22 protein-coding genes are annotated in these 20619 nt (G+C 73.4%); 11 read left to right on the plus strand and 11 right to left on the minus strand.

The features are described 5' to 3' along the window. Nucleotides 1–242: 242 nt before the first annotated feature. Together Voc01_RS33150 and adhP are read left to right on the plus strand one after the other, a co-directional pair. On the plus strand, nt 243–554 hold the full coding sequence (locus Voc01_RS33150) for a hypothetical protein (protein WP_203931545.1): 312 nt from the start codon (nt 243–245) through the stop codon (nt 552–554). Nucleotides 555–734: 180 nt separating this feature from the next. Next, nucleotides 735–1745 carry an alcohol dehydrogenase AdhP gene (gene adhP / locus Voc01_RS33155; protein ID WP_203931546.1) on the plus strand — a complete coding sequence of 337 codons (1011 nt, stop codon included), beginning with the start codon at nt 735–737 and terminating at the stop codon, nt 1743–1745. Nucleotides 1746–1763: 18 nt separating this feature from the next. On the opposite strand, the gene Voc01_RS33160 is transcribed toward adhP, so the two are convergent. Continuing rightward, nucleotides 1764–2627, minus strand: a complete 864-nt coding sequence (locus Voc01_RS33160; protein ID WP_203931547.1) for a universal stress protein — start codon at nt 2625–2627, stop codon at nt 1764–1766. Between the two features lie 134 nt (nt 2628–2761). On the opposite strand from Voc01_RS33160, the gene Voc01_RS33165 reads away from it, so the two are divergent. Next, entirely contained in the window at nt 2762–5371 is a 2610-nt protein-coding gene (locus Voc01_RS33165) for a cation-translocating P-type ATPase (RefSeq protein WP_203931548.1), read from the plus strand. A 5-nt stretch (nt 5372–5376) separates the two neighbouring features. Then, the gene (locus Voc01_RS33170) at nt 5377–6510 is read left to right on the plus strand and encodes a site-2 protease family protein (protein ID WP_203931549.1); all 1134 of its coding nucleotides are present in this window, start codon (nt 5377–5379) and stop codon (nt 6508–6510) included. A 12-nt stretch (nt 6511–6522) separates the two neighbouring features. Here Voc01_RS33170 and Voc01_RS33175 read toward each other — a convergent pair whose 3' ends face one another. From Voc01_RS33175 to Voc01_RS33185, 3 genes are all read right to left on the minus strand, one after another. Then, nucleotides 6523–7572 carry a magnesium and cobalt transport protein CorA gene (locus tag Voc01_RS33175; protein ID WP_203931550.1) on the minus strand — a complete coding sequence of 350 codons (1050 nt, stop codon included), beginning with the start codon at nt 7570–7572 and terminating at the stop codon, nt 6523–6525. Nucleotides 7573–7733: 161 nt separating this feature from the next. Beyond that, nucleotides 7734–8597 carry a universal stress protein gene (locus tag Voc01_RS33180; protein ID WP_203931551.1) on the minus strand — a complete coding sequence of 288 codons (864 nt, stop codon included), beginning with the start codon at nt 8595–8597 and terminating at the stop codon, nt 7734–7736. Nucleotides 8598–8634: 37 nt separating this feature from the next. Beyond that, complete coding sequence (locus Voc01_RS33185) at nt 8635–8772, minus strand: hypothetical protein (protein WP_203931552.1); 138 nt, start codon at nt 8770–8772, stop codon at nt 8635–8637. 171 nt (nt 8773–8943) lie between these two features. On the opposite strand from Voc01_RS33185, the gene Voc01_RS33190 reads away from it, so the two are divergent. Both Voc01_RS33190 and Voc01_RS33195 read left to right on the plus strand, forming a co-directional pair. After that, the gene (locus tag Voc01_RS33190; protein WP_203931553.1) at nt 8944–10392 is read left to right on the plus strand and encodes a DUF4389 domain-containing protein; all 1449 of its coding nucleotides are present in this window, start codon (nt 8944–8946) and stop codon (nt 10390–10392) included. A gap of 22 nt (nt 10393–10414) precedes the next feature. Further along, entirely contained in the window at nt 10415–10732 is a 318-nt protein-coding gene (locus Voc01_RS33195; RefSeq protein ID WP_203931554.1) for a hypothetical protein, read from the plus strand. Between the two features lie 259 nt (nt 10733–10991). Here Voc01_RS33195 and Voc01_RS33200 read toward each other — a convergent pair whose 3' ends face one another. The 3 genes from Voc01_RS33200 to Voc01_RS33210 all read right to left on the minus strand — a co-directional run bounded on the left by Voc01_RS33200 (nt 10992) and on the right by Voc01_RS33210 (nt 12782). Further along, nucleotides 10992–11153, minus strand: coding sequence for a hypothetical protein (locus Voc01_RS33200; protein ID WP_203931555.1), 162 nt, complete (start codon nt 11151–11153; stop codon nt 10992–10994). Nucleotides 11154–11196: 43 nt separating this feature from the next. After that, complete coding sequence (locus tag Voc01_RS33205) at nt 11197–11562, minus strand: sporulation protein (protein WP_239160635.1); 366 nt, start codon at nt 11560–11562, stop codon at nt 11197–11199. A 401-nt stretch (nt 11563–11963) separates the two neighbouring features. After that, entirely contained in the window at nt 11964–12782 is an 819-nt protein-coding gene (locus Voc01_RS33210) for a universal stress protein (protein ID WP_203931556.1), read from the minus strand. A 207-nt stretch (nt 12783–12989) separates the two neighbouring features. Between Voc01_RS33210 and Voc01_RS33215 the strand changes: the two genes are divergently transcribed. Next, nucleotides 12990–13274 carry a hypothetical protein gene (locus Voc01_RS33215; protein WP_203931557.1) on the plus strand — a complete coding sequence of 95 codons (285 nt, stop codon included), beginning with the start codon at nt 12990–12992 and terminating at the stop codon, nt 13272–13274. A gap of 57 nt (nt 13275–13331) precedes the next feature. Here the strand turns inward: Voc01_RS33215 and Voc01_RS33220 are convergent, their stop codons facing one another. Both Voc01_RS33220 and Voc01_RS54200 read right to left on the minus strand, forming a co-directional pair. Then, nucleotides 13332–13742 (minus strand): helix-turn-helix domain-containing protein, encoded by a 411-nt coding sequence (locus Voc01_RS33220; protein WP_203931558.1) that lies wholly within the window; start codon nt 13740–13742, stop codon nt 13332–13334. Next, a complete protein-coding gene (locus tag Voc01_RS54200) occupies nt 13739–14782 on the minus strand; it encodes a patatin-like phospholipase family protein (protein WP_203931559.1) in 1044 nt (347 codons plus the stop codon). Before Voc01_RS54200 ends, Voc01_RS33220 begins: the two co-directional genes overlap by 4 nt. A 184-nt stretch (nt 14783–14966) precedes the next feature. Here Voc01_RS54200 and Voc01_RS33230 point away from each other — a divergent pair, with 184 nt between their 5' ends. From Voc01_RS33230 to Voc01_RS33240, 3 genes are all read left to right on the plus strand, one after another. Further along, nucleotides 14967–16547, plus strand: coding sequence for a wax ester/triacylglycerol synthase family O-acyltransferase (locus Voc01_RS33230; RefSeq protein WP_203931560.1), 1581 nt, complete (start codon nt 14967–14969; stop codon nt 16545–16547). After that, entirely contained in the window at nt 16544–17083 is a 540-nt protein-coding gene (locus tag Voc01_RS33235; RefSeq protein ID WP_203931561.1) for a DinB family protein, read from the plus strand. The genes Voc01_RS33230 and Voc01_RS33235 overlap by 4 nt, the downstream gene beginning before the upstream one ends. Nucleotides 17084–17169: 86 nt before the next feature. Next, complete coding sequence (locus Voc01_RS33240; protein ID WP_203931562.1) at nt 17170–17532, plus strand: VOC family protein; 363 nt, start codon at nt 17170–17172, stop codon at nt 17530–17532. Between the two features lie 63 nt (nt 17533–17595). On the opposite strand, the gene Voc01_RS33245 is transcribed toward Voc01_RS33240, so the two are convergent. Further along, nucleotides 17596–19620 (minus strand): Hsp70 family protein, encoded by a 2025-nt coding sequence (locus Voc01_RS33245; RefSeq protein WP_203931563.1) that lies wholly within the window; start codon nt 19618–19620, stop codon nt 17596–17598. A gap of 109 nt (nt 19621–19729) precedes the next feature. After that, a complete protein-coding gene (locus tag Voc01_RS55105; RefSeq protein ID WP_507772765.1) occupies nt 19730–20146 on the minus strand; it encodes a hypothetical protein in 417 nt (138 codons plus the stop codon). Here Voc01_RS55105 and Voc01_RS33250 point away from each other — a divergent pair. Next, nucleotides 20088–20567 (plus strand): winged helix-turn-helix domain-containing protein, encoded by a 480-nt coding sequence (locus Voc01_RS33250; protein WP_203931564.1) that lies wholly within the window; start codon nt 20088–20090, stop codon nt 20565–20567. The genes Voc01_RS55105 and Voc01_RS33250 overlap by 59 nt on opposite strands. Nucleotides 20568–20619: the final 52 nt, after the last annotated feature.

Here is a 20619-nt window from a genome sequence, read left to right on the forward strand (position 1 = left end):
GGATCCCGCCGGTTAAGTCACCGGACGAGATCGGACAACCACCCGCGCGGATGGTGGAACTCAGAGGACTGGCGCACCGCCAGCATCGGCATTGGGAGGAGCCATGGCCGAGTACACGTACAACTACTTCGAAGCCGTGGTCGGGAACCTGACCGGGAAGATCGGCGTCGAACCGTTCGACCCGGGGGGGCCGCGGCACCACCGCGCACATCATCCGGACCGGCAACCCGCTGGAGCTGCGGGTGGTGTGGGAACTGGACGGTGAGTTCGCGCCGTACGTCGGAGGCGACTGGGAGCTGACGCTCACGTGCCGCGACACCGACGGCGTCGGCACGACCGTCGGGGAGATCGACAGGGTGTCCGTTCCGCTGGACAGCGTGTCGGCGAAGACCACGCCCCGGCAGTACAGCCACACGTTCCTGGAGCCCCCGGGACGGTTCGAGCCCGGCGTCTACCAGCTCACCGTCAACCTGAGCTATGTCAACGCCGGCTTCCATGGCGCGATCTCCGGATTCGCGGAGACCGGTCCGATCGAGTTCTACCCGACAGACTGACGCCCGTCCCGCCACCGCCGGCGCGACCACGCGCCGGCGGAACCGTGCGGGCCGCCGACCGCGGGCCGAAGGTCCCGGCGCGGTGGGGCGCTTCGGCCTGCCGGCACGGGAACCGACGCGCGCACACTCCCCACAATCACCGGACAGATCACCAGCCGACCACAGGTGGAGGAGGTTCCCGTGCGTGCCACCGTTGTCACCGGGTTCACCGAACCGTTGGAGCTTCGCGACGTCGCCGTTCCCCGGCCCGACACTGGCCAGGTCCTGGTCCGCGTAGAGGCCAGCGGTCTGTGCCACACCGACATCCACGCCGCTCACGGTGACTGGCCCGTCCGACCCCGGCTGCCGTTCACGCCGGGCCACGAGGGGGTCGGCATCGTGGAGGCGCTCGGGCCCGGCGTCACCGAACACGCCGTCGGCGACCGGGTCGCGCTGCCCTGGCTCGGCTTCGCGTGCGGCCGGTGCGGCTACTGCGTCAGCGGGCGCGAGACGCTGTGCCCCGCACAGCTCAACACGGGCTACTCCATCGACGGCGCACACGCCGAGTACGCCGTCGGGCATGCGCGGTACGCCGTCGCCGTTCCGGCGGGCATCGACCCGGTCGAGGCGGCACCGTTGACCTGTGCCGGGGTCACGACGTACAAGGCCATCAAGGTGTCCGGCGTCCGGCCCGGCGAGCGTGCGGCGATCTTCGGCATCGGGGGACTCGGTCACCTCGCGCTGCAGTACGCGCAGATCTTCGGTGCGGACACGATCGCCGTCGACGTCACCGACGACAAACTGGCGCTCGCCCGTGACCTCGGCGCACGGTGGGCGGTCAACGCTGCCGACAACGACGTCGTCGCGGAGGTGGAACGCCTCGACGGCGCCGACGTCGCGGTGGTCCTCGCCGCCGACCCGTCGGTGCTGGAGCGGGCACACGCCTGCCTGCGCCCGGGCGGGCGTCTGGTGCTGGTGGCGCTGCCGCGCGACAACGTCATGCGGCTGCCCATCTTCGAGACGGTTCTGCGCGGCATCACCGTCGTCGGCTCGATCGTCGGTACCCGCGCGGACCTCGCCGAGGTGTTCCGGCTGCACGCCGACAACCGCACCCGCGTCGCGTGCGAGGTGCGCAAGCTCGACGAGATCAACGCCGCGATGGACGATGTTCTCGCCGGCCGGGTGACCGCACGCGTCGTCCTCACCCCGTAGCGGCCGCCGCGCAGCCGGTCACGGGCGGGAGATCAGGACCCCGCACTGGGCGTGGTGGAGCAGGTGCAGTCCCACCGAGCCGAGCAGCAGCCCGGTGAAGCCACCGTGCCCCCGCGATCCCACCACCACCAGTCGCGCGGTGCGCGAGGCCTCGACGAGGAGCTGGGCCGGGTCGCCACCGGCAACGCGTACCTCGACCTTGACCTTCGGGTACCTGTCGGTCAGCGGCGCGACCACCCGCTCGAGTCCGACGGTCAGCGCCGCCTGTGCCGTCGCGGCGGTGAACAGCGTCGGTGACGGCGCGCCGGCCGGCCACGGCGGGGTCGAGGGCCGGAACGCCCGGACCACCACCAGCCCGCAGTCCCGGGCGTCGGCCTGGTCGAACGCGGTCAGCAGCACCGCCTCCGCAGTGCGGGACCCGTCATGGCCGACGACCACCGGTCCGGCCTCGGCCCTCATCTGCGGGCGGATCACGGCGACGGACGCCGGAGCGTGCATGGCGACCTGCTGACACGTCGACCCGGCCAGCGTCGCCGCGAGTTCGGAGTGACCCCGGTTGCCGACGACCACCAGATCGCCGGGGCGTGCCGCCTCCAGCAACGCCGCCGCCGCGCCACCGGAGACCGTCTCGGTCCGCACGTCGACCCCCGGCGCCCGCCGGCGGACGTCCTCGACCGCGTCGTCGACGACCGCGGTGGCCTGCTTGAGGGCGTTCGCCTCAGCCTGCAGCACGTTGTAGGCCACATCGGGCAGATGCGCGTGGAACGCGTGCACGATGCGGAGGCTGACGCCGCGCCGCACCGCCTCGGCCGTGGCCCACCGCAGGGCGAGCCAGCTGACCGCGGAGGCGTCGACGCCGACGACGATCTGCTCGGTGCTCATGGCTCCTCCAGAAGGCATCGGGGACTCTCCGATGTCTACCGCGCCGCGGCCGCGCGGCGGGTGGGCCGGACGGCACGGACCGACGGGCCACCTGGCCCTGCATGTCCGCAGCCGGTCGGGACAGCGTCGATGGTGTGGATGGAGCTTCCAGCGTCGAGGCCGGGACCGCCGTCGAGGTGCCGGCGGCCACCGGGCTGACCGCGGCACAGGTGCGGGACCTGCTCGCGACGGTGGGTCCCAACGCGCTGCCCGAGGCGTCGCGTCCGGGTGTGTGGCTGCCGTTGCTACGACAGCTGACCCACTTCTTCGCGCTGATGCTGTGGGTCGCCGCCGGCCTTGCGGCGGTCGCCGGGATGGCCCAGTTGGCGATCGCGATCGTGATCGTGGTGCTGGTCAACGGCGGGTTCGCGTTCGCGCAGGAGTACCGGGCCGACCGTGCCGCCGACCGGCTGCGCGGTCTCATGCCGGCCACGGCGGTCGTCCGCCGGGACGGGCGGCGCCACACCGTGCCGGCCACCGACCTCGTCCCCGGTGATCTGGTGATCCTCGAGGCCGGCGACCGGGTCAGCGCCGACCTGACCGCGGTCCGGCTGGAGAGCCTGGCGGTGGACGAGTCGTTGCTGACCGGCGAGTCCGTCCCCCGCCGCCCCGGTACCGGGGATCCGCTGCACGCCGGCACCTTCGTGGTGGAGGGCGCCGGCGAGGCGGTGGTGGTCGCCACCGGTACCCGGACGCGGCTGGCCTCCATCGCCGCGCTGACGCAGCGGACCCGCCGGCCGACGAGCCCGTTGGCGCTGCGGCTCAACCGCGTCGTCGGCATCGTGGCCGCGTCGGCGGTCGGTGTGGGAACGGTGTTCTTCGCCGTCGCGCTGCTGCTCGGGATGCCGTTGATGGACGGCTTCCTGTTCGCGTTGGGCGTCACCGTCGCACTCGTGCCGGAAGGGCTGCTGCCGACCGTCACGCTGTCGCTGGCCCGCGGTGCGCACACGATGGCCGATCGGCAGGCGTTGATCAAGCGGCTGGAGGCGGTGCAGACGCTCGGCTCCGTCACCTTCATCTGCACCGACAAGACCGGCACCCTGACCCGCAACGAGATGGCGGTCACCGAGGTGTGGACGCCGGCGGGCTCCGCGCGGGTGACGGGTGTCGGGTACGACCCCGCCGGTGAGGTGGTGGCGGCCGCTCCGGTGCGCGCGGCGGTCGCCGACGTCGCGTACGCCGGCGCACGGGCGTCCAGTGGCCGGCTCGCGCGGCGCGACGGTGGCTGGGTCGCCTCCGGTGACCCGATGGACGTGGCGCTGCACGTCCTGGCCCGCCGCGCCAGGATCGACGTCACCGGCCGGGAGCGCTCGGAACCCACGACCGCCCGGTTCCCGTTCGACCCGCGCCGGCTGACCGCCGCCACCCGGGTCGGGCCGGACCTGTACGTCAAGGGCGCACCGGAGGCCGTGCTCGCCCGGTGCCGGTCCGCCGGTGACGCGTCGAGGGTCGCCACCGACATGGCCGACCGCGGGCTGCGGGTGCTCGCGGTCGCGCACCGCGGCGGGCTCGGCCCGGACTGCGACCGCGACCGGGACGAACGCGACCTGACCCTCGTCGGCATCGTCGGCCTGCTCGACCCGCCCCGGCCGGACGCCGCCGGCGCGGTCGCCGCCTGCCGCCGCGCCGGCATCCGGCTCGCGATGGTGACCGGCGACCACCCTGGCACCGCCCGTGCCGTCGCCCTCGAGGTCGGACTGTCCACCGTGGACTCACCGGTGGTCGAGGGACCCGACCTGCCCGGTGACGACGACGCGCTCGGCGACCTGATCGACCGGGACGGCATCGTCCTGGCGAGGGTCTCTCCGGAGGACAAGCTGCGGATCGCCCGCGTCCTCCAGCAGCGTGGCCACGTCGTCGCGATGACCGGTGACGGGGTCAACGACGCACCGGCCCTGCGGGAGGCCGACATCGGCGTGGCGATGGGTGCGACCGGCAGCGATGTCGCCCGCGAGGCGGCCGACCTGGTACTGCTCGACGACCGCTTCGCGACCATCGTGTCGGCGGTCGAGCTCGGCCGGGCCACGTTCGCCAACATCCGCCGGTTCCTGACCTACCACCTCACCGACAACGTCGCCGAACTGGCGCCGTTCCTCGCCTGGGCGCTCAGCGGCGGCAGCTTCCCGCTCGCCATCGGCGTGCTGCAGGTCCTGGCCCTGGACATCGGCACCGACCTGCTTCCCGCGCTCGCGCTCGGTGGCGAGCCGCCGAGCCGGCGGACCATGGTCAGCAGGGCCCGGACCGGTCAGCTCATCGACGCCGGGGTGCTGACCCGCGCGTTCGGCGTCCTCGGCCCCGCCGAGGTGGTCGTCTCGCTCTGCGCGTTCGCGGCCGTGCTCCTGGCCGGCGGGTGGACGTGGGGCGACGACCCGTCCGGCGCCCTGCTCGCCACGGCGTCGGGGACGGCGTTCGCCGCCATCGTCCTGGGCCAGCTCGCCAACGCGTTCGCGTGCCGCAGCGAGGTCCGTCCGGTGTACCGGATCCCGCTGTGGAGCAACCACCTGCTGCCACTGGCGGTCGGCGTCGAGCTGGTGCTGCTCGTCGTGTTCCTGGCGGTGGGGCCGGTCGCCGGTGCGCTGGGCGGCGCCTGGCCCTCGGCGTCCGGCTGGGCCCTCGCCGGTCTGGCGGTTCCGGTGGTCCTGCTGGCCGACACGCTCTTCAAAGCGGCCCTTCGGCGCCGGTTCGGCCGCGTGGAAACGAGGTGAGCACGATGCGTCAGTCCATACGGTTGGGTCGCGTCGCCGGGATCGCGGTGGGTGTCCACTGGTCGGTGCTCGTCATCGTCGGGCTGCTCGCCTGGGGGCTCGCCGGCTCGCTGCTGCCGACGGCCGTTCCCGGGCAGCCGCCCGGCGCGTACCTGGCCGCCGGTCTGCTCGTCGCCACCACGTTCTTCGGCTGCGTGCTCGCCCACGAGCTCGCCCACGCCATCGTGGCGCGCTGGTTCGGCGTCGGCGTGCGGCGGATCACCCTGTGGCTGCTCGGCGGCGTATCGGAGCTCGACGAGGAGGCCCCGACTCCGTCGGCCGAACTGGCCATCGCCGGTGCCGGTCCGCTGATGAGCCTGCTCCTGGGCGCCGCTGGCGCGCTGGGGCTGGTGTGGGCACGCGCCGCCGGCCTCGGGGACCTCGTCGTCGCGAGCCTGGCCTGGCTGGCCGGGGTCAACGTGGTCCTCGCGGTGTTCAACCTGCTGCCCGGGGCACCCCTGGACGGCGGCCGCGTCCTGCGGGCGGTCCTGTGGCGGATCCGCGGCGACCGGTACGCCGCGCAGGTCTCGGCCGACCGGGCCGGGTCGGTGGTGGGGCTCCTGCTGGCCGTCGGCGGGATCGTCCAGATCCTGGTCGCCGGCGACCTGTCCGGGCTCTGGCTGGTGCTGCTCGGCTGGTACCTGGTCTGGGCGGCGACCGCCGAAGGGGCGTCGGCGCGCGTCCGCGCGGTGCTCGACCGGCTGACGGTCGCGCAGATCATGACCCCGCGGCCGGTGTGCGCACCGGCCGGGCAGATCATCGACGACTTCGTCGCCACCGTCGCATCCGCGGCCCGTCACCGCGTGTTCCCCGTGGTCGACGGCGGGCACCGGCTCGTCGGCATCCTGCACCTGGCGCGCCTGACCCGCGTCGCGCCGCCCGACCGGGCGGTGCTCCGCGTCGCCGCCGTCGCGGCGCCGGCCGCCGCGTCGGTCACGGTGCGTCCGTGGGACCCGGCATCGGCCGTGACGCGGGCCCTCGGCCCGGGCAGCCCGCTGCTCGTCGTGGTCGACGACGGTCGGGTGGTGGTCGGGGTGGTCACCGTCGACGACGTGGACCGCGCCGTCGAGCTGGCCCCGCTGAGCCGACCGGCGACGTGACCGGCCGGACGGTCACAGCCACCGGCGCCGGCGGAACAGGACGTACAGGGCAAGGCAGATCAGCGCCATCAGCCCGAGCGAGAACGGGTAGCCGCCCCGCCACAGCAGCTCCGGCATGTGGTGGAAGTTCATCCCGTAGATGGTGCCGACGAGCGTCGGCGCGAAGAGGATCGCCGCCCACGCGGAGATCCGCTTGATCTCCTCGCTCTGGGCGTAGCTGGCCTCGGTGAGCCGTTCCATCTTCCCGGTCTGGGCCTGCGACACCAGCGTGGCGTTGACCGTGAGGATGTGGTCGAGCAGCTGGCGGAAGCCGTCGACCCGTTCGGCCACGACGGTCGCGTGGTCGGTGACGTCGCGCAGGTACCGGCGGAGCTCGTCGTGGATGCGGTGCTTCTCGAACCCGGCCACCAGCGCGCTCAGGACGTCCAGCAGCGGCCGGGTGGCGCGCTGGAACCCGATGACCTCCCGGGTCAGCTCGTAGATGCGCCGCGACACGTTCGGGTCGCCGCGGAACACCTCGGTCTCGATCTCGTCGATGTCGTTCTGCAGACCGGTGACCACAGGCGCGTATCCGTCGACGACGTGGTCCAGCACCGCGTAGAGCACTGCCTCCGGGCCGTGGCGAAGCAGCTCGGGGTTGTTCTCCATGCGGGTGCGTACGGCCGCCAGGTCCGGTGCGTCGCCGTGCCGGACGGTGAGCACCAGACCGTCACCGACGAACACGTGCACCTCGCCGAAGCGGACCTCCTCGGTGGCGTCGACGTAGCGGGCGGTGCGCAGGGCGACGAACAGCGTGTCGCGGTACCGGTCGAGCTTGGGCCGCTGGTGGGCCTTGATGGCGTCTTCGACGGCGAGGTGGTGCAGGCCGAACTCGTCGGCCGCCGCCAGCAGTTGCGCCTCGGCGGGGTGGCTGAGGCCGATCCAGGCCATGGTGCCGGGGCGTTGCCGCAGCCGTCGGTTGGTCTCGGCGACGGTGGGCAGGCATTCCACCCGTCGACCGTCGTGGTAGATGACCGCCGCGACCAGACCGTCGGGGTGCGGCGCCGTCACGGTCCGGTCCATCGGCTCTCCTCCTCGGTGCCGGTACCTGTGCCGTCGGGGCGGCGGCACCCGGGAGGGCTGCCGCACGACCATCGTGGCGCCGGCGGAGCACATGCGGGAGGGGCGGGAGTCGGCCGGTCCCGGGACCTTGGTCCCGGGACCGCAATGGCACGGCCGGGTGCTCAGTCCAGCTGGAGCACGACGACCGGGCACGGAGCGGCGCGGATCAACCGGCGCGGGACCGGACCGAGCGCCTGGCCGCTGCGGGCCGGCCGGCTCCGGGCACCGACGACCAGCAGCGCGGCGTCGGAGGCGGTGCGGGCGAGCGTGGCCGCGACGTCGGAGCCGCACACCGCGTGCCTGCGCACCGTCACGTCGGGCTGTTTCTCCGCCCAGCCGGCCAGCTCCTCGGCCAGCAGGCGGTCGGCGTCCTCGTTCGCACTCGGACGGTTGAACGCGAACGGGTCGAGGGTGCCGAGCCCGGCCTCGGGCAGCGCGCCCCACACCAGAACCGCCCGCAGCGGGACCCCGCGGGCGGCTGCCGCCTGGAATCCGAACCTCAGCAACGGGTCGGCGGAGGAGACACCGTCGACCCCGACGACGACATCACCGCCGGCGACCAGACCGGAGTGGCTGATCAGAACGGGACATCGGGCGTGTGCGGCCACCCGCTCTGGCAGTGTGGGGGCGCCGGTGACCGCCCCGGGTCGGGCATGGGTGACCGCCGGGACCACTGCCAGCGCCGCATCCGGCGACATGCCGATGAGGATCTCGGCCGGGTCGCCGGGCGCCACGCGGTAGTCCACCGGCAGTGCCGGGTGCGACTCTCGCAGCCATCTCAACGCGGCTCCCATCGCCCGCTGGGCGGTGGTCAGCTGCGGCGCCCAGCCGATCGGTCCGGCGGTGGGATCCGGTGGCGTGTAGGTCGTGAGTACGCGGATGGGACGCTCGTGGAGCAGAGCCTCGTTCGCGGCGAGCCGTACCGCCGTCCGGTCCGCGACCGTCCCGGTGACGAGGACGGTCACCGGGAGCTGAACCGCCGTCATGGCTACCTCCTCTGGTGGATGTGTGGCCGTGTCGGGCTCAGCCGATCGCGGCGCGGTGCCGGCGTCGGTTCGCCGCGATGGTGGTCCACCCGTCCGCGCCGCCGGGAGCGAACGCCGTGTCGCACTGCTGGAGAGCATCGTCGAAGCTCAACGCGAGTGTGCGTAGGCGTCGCATGATGAGCTCCTTCGCTCCCACATCGGCACCGTCAGGTACCGCACGTGTCGAGGCTCGCGCCCGGACGGCCCGACTGATCAGGACCGCTTTCCTCTCCCGACCGGGCCGAAAGACCCGTTACCGCCGGTCGTCCCGGCCGTGTGCTGGAGGGGAAGGAAGAGGAGGGTGAACATGCGACCCAGCCCCGTGCGGTTGACCGCGCGGCCCGACGAACCGGGGCGATGGCTCTGGCTGGTCAAGTGGCTGCTGCTGATCCCGCACTACATCGTTCTGGCGGTGCTGTGGGTGGCGTTCGTCGCGCTGACGCTCGTCGCCTATGTCGCCGTGCTGCTGACCGGGCGGTACCCGGCCGGCATCCACGAGTTCAATGTCGGCGTGCTGCGCTGGACGTGGCGAGTCGGCTACTACGGCTACGCGGCGCTGGGCACCGACCGGTACCCGCCGTTCACGCTGGACGACGTGCCGGACTACCCGGCCCGGATCGAAGCCGACCGGCCGGAGCGGCTGCCCCGCTGGCTGCCGCTGGTGGCCTGGCTGTTCGCCGTGCCGCACCTGGTCATCGTCGGACTGCTGACCGGCGGCGGGTGGCCCGACCGCGATGGCGGCGGGGGGAGCCTGATCGGCTTCCTCGTGCTCGTCGTCGGCATCGTCCTGCTCGCCACCGGCAGATACCCGCGCGGCCTGTTCAACCTGGTCGTGGGCATCAACCGGTGGGCGGTGCGCACCGTGGCCTACGTCGCGCTGCTCACCGACCGGTACCCGCCGTTCCGCCTCGACCAGGGCGGCGCGGAGCCGGTGCCGCAGCCACCTCCGCCGACACCGTCGGGACCGGCCGCGGGTGAGCCCGTCCCGCCGCGGACCTCCGGTCGAACGGCGGGCCGGGTGGTGTCCATCGTGGCCGGGGTGCTGCTGCTGGTCGCCGGTCTCGGCGCGGCGGCCGGCGGCGTGACCGCACTGGCCGTGCACGCGTCGCGCGACTCGGCCGGCTTCGTGTCGTCGGACGAGCTGTCGCTGTCCACGGCGACGGCGGCGGTCACCGTGGAGGGCATCGAGATCCATCCGTTGCGCCTCCCCGGCCGGGACCGGACGGCGCTCGACGCGGTCCGGATCCGGATCGACGCCGGCAACTCGCCCATGTTCGTCGGCGTCGGGCCCGAGTCGGCGATCGACGCCTGGCTCGCCGGGACCGCGCACGACGAGGTGACCGGGGTCTACGAGGACTCCTCCGACGTCACGACGCAGCGCTCGGCGGGCGCCGTGCGGGCGATCGACCGACCGGCGGCACAGTCGTTCTGGCTGGCGTCGGCCACCGGCACCGGCACGCTCGATCTGCGCTGGACCCCCGGTGACGGACGGTTTGCCATGGTGCTCACCAACGCCGACGGAACGACCGGCGTCACCGCCGGGGCGACCGTCGGTGCGAAGGTCCCGGCGTTGCGGCCGCTGGGCAACGGACTGATCGGCGGTGGCGTCGTCGCCATCCTGGTCGCCCTGCTGCTCATCTACGTGGGCGCCGTCGGTCTCGCCGGCGGCCCGGGCGGCGGTCGCCGCCCCGTGCCTCCCGCACCCGGTCCGGCACCGGAGAACGTGGGACCGCCGACCGTCGTCACCCGAGGGTGACCGCAGCGGGGAGGTGACACCGATGTGGGTGGTGCTTGCCATCGTGCTCATGCTCGTGCCGGTGGGGGTCGTCTACTGCTACGAACAGGCCGGGAAGCGGGGGTACGGGCCGCTGGCCGAACACCCCCGCCCCACCGTTTCGGCTCCGATGCCCACCACGCCGGTGTTCACCGACCCCCGCGACGCCGAGCGGTGCGCCGTCGAGAGCCGACTCGTCCGGCAGCTCCTCGACGGGACGCTGGACCGCGCGGGCTACCGTGCCGGCATGGCCGGCCTCGCGGCCGGTGGCGCGTCGCCGCCGGTCCAGCTCCCGGACGACCCCGGCGGGTGCTCGACATGATCCCGCCGGTGGTCCCCGTCGTGGCGCTGGTGTGCTCGGCCGCGGACTCGACGCGGTGAGCCCGGGTGCTCGCTCCACTGCCGCAGGACTTTCCGGCAGCGGTCATCGTGACCGTCCTCCGCCGACCTCCTGCTGGCGACGCTCGGCCTGGCGATCAACCGGGACGAGGTCGTCGACCGCGTCCCGGCGCTCGACGACATCCCGGCCGTGATCGTGTCGCCCCTGTGGGCGGTGGGACCGCTGCCGTGACGTCAGCCGTTCACGGAACCGGCAAGCTCGGAGCGCCGCCGCAGGACCGGGTACCGCAGGACCCGGCGAAGCTGGTGCGGCAACAGGTCCAGCGCGCGGTGGTGATCTCGCGCAGCCAGCTGTGCGCGGTCTGGCCGGCCCGGTTGAACGCGTCGAAGCTGGTTGTCGACATGGCATCCTCCACGGGACGATGGTGGGCGGTGGGGGAGGCGCGGCTACCGGCGGCACCCGCCGCGCGCACGCATGATCGCGCGGACGGTCAGCAGCGCGACGACGGCCACGACCTGTCCGCCCAGGATGATCCGGTTGACGTCGACGGCGGGACGCCACGTCGCCCGACCGTCCGCGATCACGAAGGCACCCGCCGGCCGGGTCATCACCCGCACCCCACTCGCGGGCCGGCCCGCCCTCGCCTCCGCGGTGGACTCGCCGCCGCCGAAAGCCTTGAACACCGCCGTCGGGATCACCGTGACGCCGTCCTGGCGCACCGGTGTTCCGAACACCGTGCCGACGGCGGCGGTCTCGATCACGTCGCGGATCGCGTCGGCGAGCATCGGTTCGCCGGTCATCGTCTCGATCATCGGTCTCACTCCGTCCGGCTCCCTGCCCGCGCCCCTCTCGGGCGCAGAAGCTGTCCGTGCACGCCCACACCGTGACACCGCGCCGTGGAGCGGCGCAGGGTCGATCGTCCCGGGGCACGGGACCATCGACCCGGGCTCCGACGTCGGGCCGTTCACGGGACCCTGGACCCTGCCCTGCGGCCCCGTCCAGCAGATGATCAACAGGCAGGGTGGCGCTTCGACCCTGTCGGTTCGTCGACGGGTTCATGGTGGATCGCTGTCATGTCCATCGCCTCCTCGGGTTGGCAGAGACCGGCAGGTGGCGGCCGACCCGTCCGAGTCGACGGTCACCGGAACGCACCCGGGTCAGCAGGGCCGTTCGGCCCCCGGGACGTCCGGAGGTCTCCCGCGCGCAGGCGCGGTCAGCGGGCGATCAGCACCGGGCAGTGGGCGCGGCCCAGCAGCTTCTCCGGCACCGACCCGAGCGGGCCGGTCGGGCCACCGTGCCCGTGCGCGCCGACCACGACCAGCTGCGCCCGTCGGGACAGGTCGGTCAGGAACGGCACCGCCTGCGCCGCCGCCGTCACCGTGCGGACGGGTAGGGCGGGGTATTTCCTCCGCCATGGCGCGACGGTCGCCTCCAGGGCCGCGCAGGCCGACGCGTGCAGCAGTTGCGGGTCCGAGGGCGGCGCCAAACCGTTGGTCAGCCAGGGGTGGACCGGGTGGGAGTACGCGAGGACGGCGACGACGCCGGTGCCGCGCCGTTCGGCCTCGTCGCAGGCGACCCCGAGGGCGGTGTCCGACCCGGCACTGCCGTCGACGCCGACGACGACCGGGCCCGAGGTGGTCCCGTCGGAATGGACCACGGTGACCGGGACCGACGCGTTCTCCGCGACCCGGCCGCTCAGCGACCCGGCCAGCAGACGGCCGAACCCGTGGTGTCCGCGGTGACCGACCACGACCATCCGGGCGCTGCGGGCGGCCTCACACAGCGCCGGGACCACGTGGCCGTGGCCCACCGTGCCGGTGATGCGGACGGCCCGGTCGAGCTGCCGCGCGTCGCTCACCATCTGCGCGAGACGGCTCTCGTTCGTGCGGACCCCGGACGCGCCGTGGCCCTCGTCGACGATCAGGACCTCCAGCGGCGCCCGCCACCGGTGCGCCTCGCCGACGGCCCAGTGCAGGGCGTCCCAGCTCGCCGGTGAGCCGTCGACTCCGACGACGATCGGGGTGCGTTCCATGTGCGTCTCCTTCGGTGCCACCCCGAACGCTAGGGACCGGCAGGGGCGCCGTGGAGGGGCTTATGGCCCGAGTCGCAGCGGTCAGGGGACCCGCGATCCAGGGCCGGGCGTGGGTCGATGTGACGCGCGCGACATAGGAGCCCGGCATCGGTTCGGTAGCTAATTAGCTGCTAATCTGCTAATACGGGTCGATCGATGGAGGACGACATGACAGCCACCAAGGTGGCCCGGGAAACCGGACCCGCCACCACCATCAGCAAGCCGGCAGAGAAGAAGGCGGCCGTCGACACCCGGCGGGTGCTCGTCGGCGAGGCCGTCGAGGCGGCTCTCCACACGTACGAGCAGGCCGTCGCGAACTTCGTCCAGTTCGAGCACAAGGCGGCCGAGGTCACCACCTCGGAGCGGACGAAGGCCGCGCTGAACCTGCACGCCACCTTCCTCGCGGACCTGACCGCGGTCTACGTGCGCACGGCGCGCGCGGCGATGCGGTGACGGTCCGGTACGGGCACGGTGTCCGGTGTCGCTGACGGCGGCGCCGGACACCGCACATCAGTCCCCGTCGGGTGTTCCGGCCACCGCACTGCCAGCACCGCCGCGGCCCCGGCGCCGACGCGCCGCCGTCGCCTCGACCATCGCCGTGTAGACCTCGGCGAGCGCCTGACGTTGACGTCCGGTGAGACCGGGATCCTCGTCGATCGCCGCGACCACCGACGGACGCGGTGGCGCCTGCTCGGCGTGCCGGTGGGCCAGGTCGACCAGGGCGTCGGCCGTGGTACGCAACGACGCGGCGATGGCCTGCAGCACCTGGTCCGACGGCGCCCGCAGGCCGCGTTCGATCTGCGACAGGTACGGGTTGGAGATGCCCACCATCGCGGCGAGCTGGCGCATCGGCAGCTCGGCGCGTTCGCGTTGACGCCGGATGACCTCACCCAGCGACGGCAGGTGCGGCCGGCTCGTCACCGGTCGAGGATAGTGTCCGGCTCGCGCAGCCGATGCGCGGACGTGGCGAGCGAGGTCTCCAGCACCCGCTGGCGGCGCCGGCCGTCCATCAGGTTGGCGCCGATCGCGACCAGGTCGTCGGGGCCGGGCATGAGCGTGTGGACGGTCGTGCCGGCCGCGCGGACCCGGCGGACCTCGCGCTCCAGCGCCTGCGCGGTCATCTGCCGCACGAACCGCTCGGCCCGCACGAGCGGTGAGCGCGGACGCTCGGTCTCGTGGCTGGCCATCGGCGCCAGCACGTACACCTCGTCGAGCCGCTCGCGGTGCAGCACGTCGACCGAGGCGGCCGACCGCACCCCACCGTCGACGTAGACGCGCCCGTCGATCCGCTTCGGCGCGTGCCAGCCGGGGATCGAGCAGGACGCCACCACCGCGTCGGGAAGGTGCACCGCCGGTGTCCCGGGCCGCCCGAACGCCACCCGCCGGCCGGACTCGTAGTCGACCGCCATGATCCAGGTGTGCCGTTCCGGCCAGAGCCGCGACGCGGTGCTGTGCGCGGCGTGGGCGTGTGCCACCCGGGCGTGGGCGTGCGTGCCGCGGGTCTGCACCAGGCGGTGCATGTAGTGCCGTAGCGCGTGGTGCTCCTTGCGACCCCGCGGCGCCCAGGCACTCATCGCCACATGGGGATGGACCAGGTGCGGCGACCTGACCGCCCGGGCCAGCAGGCGCGGGGAACCCAGCCGCAGCCGGGGCACCGACGGGAGCCGGCCCGAGTCGCGCTCGAGCACCTCCAGGTCGGGCAGGTCGGGTGACGTCGTTCCGCGTTGATGGGCGACGAGGTCGTCCGGCGTCATGCCGTACCGCAGCGACGCGGCCAGCACGCTGCCCGCGCTGGTGCCGACCAGGACGTCGACCTCGCCCAACGGTCGTCCGATCCGCTCCTGTACGGCGCCGAGCGCACCGATCATCCAGGTCGCGCCGAGGGTTCCACCGGCGCCGAGCACCAGGCCGACGCGCCGACGTCGGCCCGGCCGGTCCGGGTCCGGGGTCGTGCGTGCCATGCCGTTCACCCCCTGGCGTTACGTCGATTGTGCCGATCAAGGGCGCTGTTGACCAGCGTCGGATCCGGATGCACGCGGGGCCACCGGACCCCGACACCCGGGCCGTTGGTCCCTATGGGCGCGTCGCCACCCGCGCGAGAGTCTGTCGCAGGGCCCCAGGCACACCGCACCGGAGAGGCCGACCATGGAGCATCTCAGCCCGCTCGACGCGTCCTTCCTCGACATGGAGGACCAGGACCCGCACGTCTCGCTCGCCATCGCGTCGCTGGCCGTCATCGACGGGCCGGCTCCGACCCACGCGGAGTTCGTCGCGGCGATCCGGGAGCGGCTACCGCTGGTGCCCCGGTACCGGCAGACGGTGCGCCGCGTGCCGTTCGACCTCGCCGGGCCGGTCTGGGTCGACCAGCCCGACATCGACCTGGACTTCCACCTCCGCCGCGTCGCGCTGCCCGCACCCGGCGACGAGCTGACGCTGTGCCGGACGGTCGCCCAGCTCATGTCCCAGCGGCTCGACCGCGACCACCCGCTGTGGGAGTACTGGGTCGTCGAGGGGCTGCCCGAGGGCCGGTGGGCGGTGCTGTCGAAGGTGCACCACTGCATGCTCGACGGCCTGTCCGGCAACAAGCTGTACCAGCTCATGTTCGACACCTCGCCCGAGCCGCGCGACGCGGTCCCCGACACCTGGGACCCGGGCGCCGTTCCCGAAGACGCCGCCCTCGTCGGCGACGCGATGGGCGAGCTCGCCCACGTGGCAGCCAACCAGGTGCGGCTGTTCACCACGGCCCTGCGCGAGCCCGCCCGGGCGTCCCGGTACGTGGCCGACCTGGTGGTGGGCCTCACCGCGCTGGCCTCGGCCATGATCCCGTTGCGCCCGACGTCGCTGCTCGGCCCGCTCGGACAGGCCCGCCGGTACGCGGTGGCCCGGGTCCCGGTCGCCGAGCTGGTGCGGATCGCCAAGGGCTTCGGGGTGACCGTCAACGACGTGGTTCTCGCCGCGGTCACCGGCGCGTTCCGGGCGGTGCTAATCGAACGTGGCGAACCGGCCGCGGCGAACTCCGTGCGCACGCTGGTGCCGGTCAACGTGCGCAGGAGCCACCAGACGGCGCTGGACAACCGCGTGTCGATGCTCCTGCCGACCCTGCCGGTCGAGGTCGACGACCCCGTGGAGCGGCTGCGCGTGGTGCACGAGCGGGTGGCCGAGCTCAAGGGGAGCCACGAGATCGAGGCGGGCGCCAGCCTGACCACCGTCGCCCCGTACGAGCCCTTCGCCGTGCTCGACGCCGGCGTCCGTCTGGGGTTGCGGTTGCCGCAACGCGCGCTCACGACGGTGGTGACGAACGTGCCGGGACCGCCCGGGCCGCTGTTCGCGTTCGGCCGGCGCATCCGGGAGATCCTGCCGTGGGTGCCGATCGCCAGCCGGATGCGGATCGGCGTGTCGGTGTTCACGTTCGAGGGACAGGCGGTGTTCGGGGTCACCACCGACTTCGCGTCGGTGCCCGAGTCCGACCTGTTCGCCGCGGTCATCGCCGACGAGGTCGCCGCGCTGGGCGCCGCTGTGCCGGTCCCGGAACCGCCGCCACCGGACGCGGAGCCCGCGCCGCCGACGGACCGCACCCCGACGGCGGCGACGCCCACGGACGCCGCGCCGCCGGCCGCCGCCCGGACCCGGTCGCCCGCGGTGCGTCCGGGCGCCGGCCGCCGGCCGCGACGGGCCCGGCCGGTGAAGCAGAGCGGCGAGGCGCCCTCCCGTGCCAACCCGGCATGAACCGACGGGCCGACCGCTTCGTCGAGCCGACGGAGGACCCGCGCCTGACGGCGATCGCACCCGGTGACGAGCGGGCCGCGCTGATGGAGTTCCTCCGTCGGCAACGCCGCACGCTCGAACTCAAGTGCGCCGGGCTCGACGCCGGACGGCTGGCCCGCCGGTCGGTGCCGCCGTCGACGATGTCGCTGCTCGGACTGGTGCGCCACCTCGCCGACGTCGAACGGGCGTGGTTCCGGCGCACCATGGCCGGGCTCGACGCACCCCGGCTGTACCGGGGCGCCCGCGACGACGGCGACTTCGACGGAGCCGTGGCCGACGACGCCGTGGTCGCCGAGGCCTGGCGGGTGTGGCGCGCGGAGTGCGCGTTCACCGACGGGTTCGTCGCACGCGCGGCGGACCTCGACGTCGTCGGCGACCATCACGGAGCCGCGGTGACGCTGCGGGAGGTGGTCCTGCACCTCATCGAGGAGTACGCGCGGCACAACGGTCACGCCGACCTGCTCCGGGAACGCATCGACGGCCGCGTGGGCGAGTGACGCGGACCGGCCGCGGGACTTAGGTCCCTGCCCGCCGTCCGCGGGGGTGCCTAGCGTCGGAGGCGTCGAGCTTTCCGGAGGTTGTCATGACACATCCCGTGGTCCACTGGGAGATCGGCGGACATGACATGCCCGCGCTCCGCGAGTTCTACGCGAAGGCGTTCGGCTGGACGATCGACGACGCCGGGCCGCGCTACGCCCTGGTGCAGGCGGTCGAGGGCGGCCTGGGCGGCGGACTCATGCAGACCCGCGCCGACATCCCGCCGTACGTCACCGTCTACGTCCAGGTCGACGACCTGGAGGCCGCCCTCGACCAGGTCGTGAACCTCGGTGGTGCGCGGCTCGTCGCACCGACGGCCATCAACGACGCGGCGTCGTTCGCCATGTTCCGCGACCCGGAGGGCAACGTCGTCGGACTGCTCCAGGCGACCGGACCGGTCGCCGGCTGACGGCCCCGTCGCCGTCTGGCCCCGTTCTGCTTACACACCGGGGGCGTGCGCCACGACGTTCTCTCAGGGACTCTGCGGCTCGGTCGGGCGGCGGATGGCAAGGGCGGCCGTCACCACCACAGCTGTCGCCGCAGCGGCGATCAGCAGTGCCTGACCGGGTGGGGTCTCACCGGTCTGGAACAGGGGAGACAGCGTCGGAGCCGGGACGAGCGTGGCGAATGCGACCAGGAGGCCGGTGACGGTCGCACGCGATCGGCGGGTCGCGGCGATCACGGGCAGCGCCGCGACGACGATGGCGACGACCATGACCCATGCCGTCACGGAGACGGCGGTCTCCGGGTCGACCCGGTACGCGGCGAGCGGTACCGCCACCGCGAACGCTCCGGTCACCACCGCGGTGGTGAGCCGGCCGTCGCGCCGGCGGGCCGGTGCGCCCTGTGATCGCGTGCGCAGCAGGACAACCAGAGCCGGTACCGCCAGGGTGAGGAGCAGCAGGCCCTGCAGCGGTGCGGCCCGCATCCCGATCACGGCGCTCATCGAACCGAAAGCGGTGGACTCGTCGAGGAACGTCGGCAGATCGGCGATCTGAAGCCCGGCATATCCGATGAGAAGGGCGGCCCCGGCGCGGGCACGGGTACCGCCGACCCACGTGAGAAACAGGACCGCCACCGCGATGACGACGTCGAACGCGATCTCGCCGATGGCGATCCGTATCGCATCCTCCCCGGGAAGGTAGCCGTCCTCGACCCGCCGTTGGACCAGGAGAGCGCGCCCGGCCACCCCGACCGCCACCACCGCCGCGACGCACAGGCCGATCCAGCGCAGCAGCCGATCGCCGCGACCTGTAGCGGCACGGGCAGGAGCCTCGGCCGAGCGCACCGGGGCCGTTCCGCGGGCGGCAACGGGATGGGCCGCCCGGCTCACCCCGGCGCCGGCCGCGTGGGCCCGCCCGGCGGCGGGGCGTTCCGCGACGACTCCCGGCTCCGTCGTCGCTGGATCGGGGACCAGGGCAGCTGGGGTCGCGGATGTCGCGGCGTAGACGGCGCCGATGCCGACCACCAGCTCAGGCTGCTCGATCACTGTCGGCGCGATCCGCAGGGAACTGTGCAGCAGGGTCGCGACCAGCGGAACCCGGCTCGAGCCGCCGACCAGGAAGATCCCGCCGACCGCTGCCGGCTCGACACCTGCTGTCCGCAAGGTCGCGAGGGTCACCCGGACCGTCGGCTCCAGCAGCGGGCGGGCAACCGCCTCGAACTCCTCGCGGGTCAGGTGCCAGTCGGTGTCGACCAGAGGCACGTGCAATGCTGCCGTCGCATGGCGGGACAGTTGCTCCTTCGCCTCCCGGGCGTCCTGCCAGAGCAACCGCCGGGCGCGCCGGTCCGCGGTGGACTCCGGCCGCTCGAGTCGCTGCCAGGCGTCGATGGACCCGGCCGTCGCTGCCCGGACCCGGCCGACGACGGCGGCGTCGAGGTCCAGGCCGCCGAGATCGGCGAGGCCGTCGGCGGCGAGCACCGAGAATCCGTCCCCGGTACGGCGGACGACGGCGACGTCGAAGGTACCGGCACCGAGGTCGTAGACCACCACACTGCGACCGACCGGTATCCGCTGGTCGAGGACGTCGACGAGGTACGAGGCCGCGGCCACCGGCTCGGCGACGAACAGCGGGTCGGACAGACCCGCCCGCGCCGCCGCGTCGGCGAGAATCCGCAGGCGCTGCCCGCCCCAGCCGACGGGACAGGTGAGCACGACCCTCTCGGCCGGCCCGCCGGCCACCCGCTCCGCTTCGCGGACCACTCGCGTCAGGACCGCCGCGACGGCCTCGGCCACGGCCACGTCCCGCTCACCGAGCCAGAGGGTGCCGTCGTCGATACGTCGTTTCGGGTTCGGCTCGAACCGGCCGGGAGCCACCGCCGCACTCCGCTCGGCGTCGCGGCCGACCATGAGGCCGGACTCCAGGTCCAGAAAGACGGCGGACGGGAGCAGCGGCGACCCGTCGAAGATCAGGGGCACCGCCGGCTGCCCGGCGCGGCGGAGCACGCCGGCGGTGTTGGACGTACCAAAGTCGATACCCAGAACCGGACCATGCACCCGCACACCGTAACGCCGGGCCGACCGGTCGGACATCACCGCGCGGCGTCGGGTCGGCGCGAGCGCGCGATGACGAGAGGACGCGCTCTGCCCGACTCGCCGCACCTCCTTACGATGGCGCGGAACGGGGGTGGGATGGACGAGTACGTGCTGCCCGGGCCCGACCGGAGAGTCCGCAACGGGGTGATCGCACTGTCGCTGGTGGGGCCGACCGCTGTTCTCGTGGGGTTTGCTCTGTCGGGGCCGGTGTCACGGATCGCCCTGCTCCGGACGGGGAACTTCGCGGAGACGCGGTTCGGTCACCAACCGCGCGCTGCCCGAACCAGCCAGCCGGGCCGCCGCCACATTGATCATGGTGGGTGCGCACTCGAAGACGTCGGCCAATCCATGTGAACGCGGCGTGTGCCTGCCGGATGCGGTCGCCGCGATCGTCGTCGGCGTCGGTCAGTGACATTCCCTGACGGGTGATGTCGAGGAAGGCGGCGATTCCGGCGATCTGCCGTTGTACGACGGTCTGCCAGGCCAGCCGTCAGCCCGCAAGCCGCGCCGACGGCTTCCTCGACGGGTCCATCGACATGGTCGAACTGGCGGCGCGGATCCGGAAGATCCTCCGGCGTACTGCGCCCGGCAGCGCGCTGGCACCCGTCGAGTGGCTGGGCGAGAACGCCGTGAGCTGGCGCGAACGACGGGTCTGGAAGGCGGGCAGGCAGCAGTCGCTCCAGCTGAGCCCGAACGAGTGGCAGGTGCTGGCAGTTCTGCTGAGGAACGCGGGCCGCACGGTCAGTGTCGAGGAGCTTCGGGAGGCCGTGTGGAGCGAGCCCGGAGCGAACCGCGACTCCTACATCCGCCAGTACATCGTCCACCTTCGCAGGAAGTTGGAGACCGACCCCCGTCGGCCGCGGCACCTGTTGACGGTCCGTGGTCTCGGATACCGCTACGAACGGTGACACGTCCAATCCACGCTGGCCGGCGGGCCGGTCTCGGGCGGCGGGCCTTTCG

Origin of the sequence: Virgisporangium ochraceum (genome assembly GCF_016863655.1) — a bacterium.
Classification (GTDB): domain Bacteria; phylum Actinomycetota; class Actinomycetes; order Mycobacteriales; family Micromonosporaceae; genus Virgisporangium; species Virgisporangium ochraceum.